The sequence below is a fragment of the Alicyclobacillus suci genome, from assembly GCF_017329615.1.
GTDB classification, from domain to species: Bacteria; Bacillota; Bacilli; order Alicyclobacillales; family Alicyclobacillaceae; genus Alicyclobacillus; species Alicyclobacillus suci.
Genome location: NZ_JAFMTW010000080.1, coordinates 1 through 6,088, shown reverse-complemented (window position 1 = coordinate 6,088; position 6,088 = coordinate 1). Strand labels below are relative to the sequence as shown.

At 47.1% G+C, this 6,088-nt stretch carries 7 protein-coding genes; all 7 read left to right on the top strand.

Features of this window, described 5'->3' with window-relative positions; translation table 11 throughout:
* On the top strand, positions 1-211 hold a 211-nt coding region (locus tag J3482_RS19270), incomplete at its 5' end, for a hypothetical protein (RefSeq protein WP_206922966.1).
* Entirely contained in the window at positions 211-1,839 is a 1,629-nt protein-coding gene (locus tag J3482_RS19265; protein WP_206922965.1) for a phage tail family protein, read from the top strand. The genes J3482_RS19270 and J3482_RS19265, both read left to right, overlap by 1 nt.
* 16 nt (positions 1,840-1,855) lie before the next feature.
* Complete coding sequence (locus J3482_RS19260; protein WP_206922964.1) at positions 1,856-2,719, top strand: phage baseplate protein; 864 nt, start codon at positions 1,856-1,858, stop codon at positions 2,717-2,719.
* Between the two features lie 72 nt (positions 2,720-2,791).
* A complete protein-coding gene (locus J3482_RS19255) occupies positions 2,792-3,916 on the top strand; it encodes a hypothetical protein (protein ID WP_206922963.1) in 1,125 nt (374 codons plus the stop codon).
* Between the two features lie 63 nt (positions 3,917-3,979).
* Complete coding sequence (locus J3482_RS19250; RefSeq protein ID WP_206922962.1) at positions 3,980-4,324, top strand: phage baseplate plug family protein; 345 nt, start codon at positions 3,980-3,982, stop codon at positions 4,322-4,324.
* 11 nt (positions 4,325-4,335) lie between these two features.
* A complete protein-coding gene (locus tag J3482_RS19245; protein ID WP_206922961.1) occupies positions 4,336-5,853 on the top strand; it encodes a phage protein in 1,518 nt (505 codons plus the stop codon).
* A 12-nt stretch (positions 5,854-5,865) separates the two neighbouring features.
* Positions 5,866-6,088, top strand: a 223-nt coding sequence (locus J3482_RS19240; protein ID WP_206922960.1) for a Gp138 family membrane-puncturing spike protein, incomplete at its 3' end; no start/stop codon positions are given.

Here is a 6,088-nt window from a genome sequence, read left to right as displayed (position 1 = left end):
TCTCAGGTATCCCGGTTATCAACTCGCAGAGCTAGCAAATATTGACCCCTTTCTTTACGCCCCTGTGGTTGCAAACTTCTGGACTCACCGAGACCTCGTGCAGGACGTGTACGACATCGACGATCTCTTGGATGCCCACGAGATCTTACAAGTGCGCGCAGAAAACCAATGGCGAGCGCAAGAATCCATAGAAGACAGGGGTAGATATTGATGCTCGAGACCATCAAGGAGTATCTTGTTTCTCTTGGCTTCAGCGTGGACAAGCAGTCTTACGATCAAACCACAAAAGCTGTCGATGAGTTGGGCGGAGGGATTTCGGAGCTCGCCTCTAATGCCGTGAAGATGTTTGGCAAGGCGGCTGCCGCTGTTACGTCGTTTGGCGTGGCAATGGTTGCGAGCACAGCCAAGTTCTTGGGCGGTCTCGGTGACCAGGAAATCCAAATGGAGATGTTGTCGCGCCAACTCTGGACGACTCAACAGCAGGCTCAGGCGTTCAATGCTACGCTGAAAGCAATGGGGACCAATCTGCAGAGCCTCTATCTCAGCCCGACACTCATGCAGCAGTACAATGAGTTGCATTCTGTCGCGCTTGAGATGCAAACACCAGGGGATTACACGCAGCAGATTAAACAGATACAGGACATTCAGCTACAACTGAAGCAAATGCGTCTTGAAGCCTATTATGCCTTGCAGTGGATTGGGTACTACTTCATCAAGTACATGCAGGGGCCGATCTCGAATGTGCAGAACGTCCTGCAGTCCATAAACGACGTGATCGTCAAGAACATGCCGACGTGGACGAAGAAAGTCGCCGAAGTCATGGCGTCGTTCATGCAGGCTGGTATCTATATTGTACAGGCGCTAGGAAGTGTATGGAATTGGTTAAAAAAGCTACTGAGTTACCTTCCTGGCTGGGCAAAAGGAGTAGCAATTGCATTAGCCGTTATTTCTGTTTCAAATCCATTCATGCTTTTTATGGAAGCTATTGGGGCTGCCATTCTACTGCTTGATGACTTCGAGACTTATTTGAAAGATCCTACAAAATCGGCGTTACCTGGTTTGTGGTCATGGGTTATAAAAGTAGCTAATGGGATCAAACAATTTTCTGATCTTAGAGCCGTTGTCTTAGGTTTAGCCGGTTCGTTTGCAGCATTTAAAATACTCCAGACCGTAATCAAATGGATTAAAGCAGCTAGGTCGGCGTTTTTGACGTTCGGATTAGCTTTAGATGCCAATCCAATCGGGATAGTGATTGTAGCGATTGCCGCCTTGGTTGCTGGACTTGTACTCTTTGATCAAAAGTCGAAGAGTGCTCAATCTGCCATTCAAACTTTAGGGAAGGCCTTTAAGGACGTCTGGTCCGCTGTCAAAAATCTCATTAGTGCAATTGGTGACCTTTTTGGGCAGATGACAAATAGCAAGAATACAAATGGCATGCAAAATTTCTTCACCCTGCTTTCTGATTTAGCTATAGGTGCAATAAAAATAGTAGCGGGCGCAATTGAAGAAGTAACCAGTCTGGTGAACATTGTTAGTGATGCCTTACACGGGGATTGGAAAGCCGCTGGTCAAGTCATTCAGAACATGTGGACGGGTCAAAACTTAGCGAATGCAGGTGTTATACCACAGAGTTGGGTCGCGGGTGCAATGGGTCCTGCAGTTGGCCCTCCATCCTATCCGTATATGTTTCAAGGGTCATCAACGACATCCAGCAAGAACGTGACAGTAAACGCGCCATTGACAAACAATATCTCAAGTTCCAGTCCACAAGCCGCGGCTAAAGCAGTAACAAATAGCTACAACATGCACATGCACACGATCAAGAGTGTCGTGCAGTGATCAAGGAGGGATAAGGTTGGCTCACTATCCAGCGGTCAGTGCCACGGTCGACGGTAAAAAGTATTTAGCCGTAGCTGTCAATGGAGTTACCTATCTTATCTGGACGGTTGCTCGGGACACTGGGGCTAATTTGACGAAGACCGCTGCCGGGGACGTGGAGATCGGCGGAGTCAAGCCGCCGCAAGTATTTGATGGGTCGAACACATATATCGAGTGGTCTTCTATCCCAACGATAATGCCGAATCCGAAGAATGTCGGCGGTGTATGGCAGTTCACGTCTACTAATCCTTCAACATCAGGTAGCGGCACGTCCCCGATTTTGGATCTCACGGCACCCAACATCAAAAGCTATGTGTATGCGAAGACAAACATCGGCGGATGGTTCTTTGATGCGGTTTTGCAAACTACTCATACGAGTACATTGACCATCACTAGTCATCCGGTGCAAGCCGGGTCATCCATCTCAGACTACGCATATCTGCAGCCTCGTACGCTGTCGATGAACATCGGCATGACCGACGTGGCGCAGAGTTTTATTCCTGGTCAATTCTCGGGTGGTTCATCGCGTTCTGTGCAGGCGTATACCGTCCTGAAACAACTACAACAGCTGCGTGTGCCCATCCAGGTGTACACAAGGCTAGGGCTGTATCAAAACATGCTGATCGAGACCATCACAGTCCCTGATGATTACACGACGACCCACGGATTGAAGGTTACAGTCGACATGCAAGAACTGTTGGTGGCGACAGTAACTACCGTGCAGATTAGTTCTAACCCTGCGGTAACCGATACTTCACAGAAGGGAAAACAACAGCCTCAGAGTGTACCTCCGTCACTTTTAAAACTGGCGCAAGAACTTTTTAACGGAAAGGCTTCGTAGTTCTCTTCTGAAAATATGTTATCCAACATATTCCTTTCTGTGCTATATTACTGCAGAAAGGACGGTGGCTATATGGGAAAATATTTAAGTTCCATAATACTTGTGATTCCCATCTTCTTGTTTGGATGCGGAACGAGTGAGGATCCTAAAAGCGTAGCGCAGACCTATGTTAATGATTTAACTTCCGGTAAGTTACAACAGGCAGCTTCGCTGACTACAAATCCTACTGATGGATCTTTCTCTAGCATATCTTCGTCGCCGCAGATAAAAGAAGTTCAAGATTTATTTAAGCACGCAAAGATTACTTTGGGGAAAGAGAAAATTAACGGTTCGAATGCTACCGTAGAGGCTACGGTAACTAGTGTAGATATAAGTAAGATATTAACAAAAATGATACAGACAGAATTGGGATCATCCTTATCCAGTGATAAACAACTTAGTCAGAGCGAGCAGATACAGGAATTCGATAATGCCCTAAACTCTCCATCAATTGGGGATAAAACGACTAATACTGAGATTAAATTGGTCCATACAGATTCAGGGTGGAAAATATCATCAAACAATTCCGATTTCGAAAACAGCTTAACGTCTGGATTAATGCAAATGTTTAATAGTAATCAATCTCAGGAAAACGAAAATACGGTGACAGATTCCGAGCGATCAAATACCAATTCATCATCTCTTCAGTCTTCTACAGAAAAAAGCAGCACTGATAGCAATATGCAATCCAAAGTTGCTTATATGGGTCAAAAAGTAAATGTAGGTTCTTTCGTTCTGGAAGTACCGGACACAATTGATGCTCCGGTAGTACGTACATCAAATAACAATGTATTTGCTTTTGGTAACCCTGAACAATATTTTTTTATTGGACTGGATGTTACGAACAACAGTGAAAAACCACAAGAAATTTCATCTGATATGTTCCGCTTCACTTGGACGCCTAAAAATGGGTCTACGGAATATTACATTGGGGACGTGAATGAAGAATACAATATAGATACAGCAACGTATAAAAATGGTGCTTATTATTATGCACTTCCCTATACTCATACAATTTCGCCTCACACAACGGAAGTTCTAGACCTAATTTATGACATTCCGTCCGACATGAGTCCGAATGAATCTGGAATTATGGGGTTGTCGGCAAATGTGGGTGGTGGAATGACGCAAGAATTTCAGCTTACTCAATTGAATTAAGCGCAAATATATACTTTTACAACCGCCTTGAGAGAGGCGGTTTTTTATTTGGAGGTGAAAGTGTTGGCGAGTGTTATCGTTCCCATCTCATCAGGGACAAATCAAACCATGACGTGCACGCTTCCGGTCGACTCTGGCAACGTAACGCTCACCTTCAGCCTGACATGGAACAGCATCGGCGGATATTGGTTCATGTCCATTACTGACGCAAACAACAATCTTTTGCTCGATGCGGTGCCGGTCATTACGGGAGCATATCCAGCAGCAAATTTACTGCGTCAGTACCAGTATCTCGGCATTGGCAGCGCCTATGTTGTGCCGACTGCAAATACCGGATTGCCTGACAATCCAAGTTTCTCAGATCTCGGCACAGACTTCGTGCTCGTGTGGTCGGATACGGAAACATAAGAGGTGGACAAATGGCTACAAAACCAGTTTCGGGGTCGGGTAACGCTGCGGCAATATGGAACTTCTTATCGAGCAAAGGCCTTAGTGCTGCTGCAATCGCAGGCATCATGGGAAACTGGCAGCAGGAATCAAGTTTGAGTCCAACGGCGGTCAATCCATCAAGCGGGGCATATGGCTTGGCTCAGTGGCTAGGCGACCGCTATACGAACCTGCAATCGTATTGTCAATCTCACGGCCTTGATTGGACCTCACTGACCGGCCAGCTTACGTTTGCTTGGTACGAGATGACTGGTGGCGATGCTGCCTGGACGAGTGCGCTTGCTAAGATTGGCGGCATGAGTGCGTTTAATGCCATGAGCGTTACTGCGGCCACGGAATTCTTCGAGGAGTATTACGAAGTTGCGGGCTCCGGCGCTATGATGGACCAACGCGTGACCTATGCTCAACAGTGGTACAACTCATACGTGAATGGCAACCCGTTCAACTTCTCGTCCGTGTCAGTTAGTTCTTCATCTACTTCATCTTATCCCTCTGCATCAACTCAAAGTACAATTGCTAACCAAGTTAGTTTTCCGGCAACGAACTACAGTGTCGTGGCCAACAGTCAGAGGACAGGCGATATTCTGTACGGGCGCAGGTATCGCGTCATCGTGAGCAACAGCAGCGGCATCGCACTCGATGTATCAGATCTGCACTGTACGTTTGACATTCAGTACGTTGTTAATCAACAGCCACCGTTTTCGCAGATAGTGATATACAACCTGAACCCTGCGACGGAAAACTTCCTGCTCAATTACGGAGATCGAGTCGTTGTCGAAGCTGGATACGATGGGTCGCAGTATGGTGTCATCTTTGACGGAGAAGTCGTTGAACCGATTCGGGACAAAGCAGACAATGTCACGTATCGGTTGACCATAAATGCTCTCTCTGGCAATTCTATGCTGACACAGTCATTCTCCAACTTCACAGTCGCGCGAGGTCAGTCAGCACGCAGTTTGCTTGAAAATCTAGCCAGTCAGGCGACAGTACCGACGCCGCTCGGGGATATTTCGCCGCAGCTGAGCACAGCAACACTGCCGCGTGGGAAGGCCGTATTCGGGATGACTCGCGACTATATAAGGCAGATTGCCCAGGGCAACAACATGACATTTAGCGCCCATAACGGAGCAATCAATCTCATCCACGCTGCTGACCCACCCAAGGGTGAGATATTAGACCTTACGCCATCATCTGGTCTGGTGGGACAACCAACACAAAGTGACCTTGGTGTTTCTTTTCAATGTCTTCTTAATCCGGCCATTTCAATCAACACTCTTGTACACATCGATAGCAGTTTGATCCAGGCGCAGACGTATCAAATCGGCGATGTGCCGCGTGCGCTTGATTCGGCCGGCATTTATCGGGTGGTCGGCGTGGAGCACGTTGGGGATACTCGTGGGAACGATTGGTACACAAACTGTACAACCGTGAGTCAGGCCGGAGGTATACCAGGCATGATTAGTACTACGACAGCAAACCCATGGACATAAGGAGGTGGCCTTATGACGCTATCCATCAATGAGATATTGCCAAATAACCAAACCGAGCTTTATCAGATGATCATGGACATTACTTCGACGAATCTTCGCGTGGGGTGCCCAGGAATTATCCAATCATTCAATGCGGAAGAGCAGACAGTAACAGTTCAGCCATCCATCCGCGAACGCATTCAGGATCCGACGACGAAAGAGTACTCATGGGTATCGCTCCCACTGCTAGTAGATG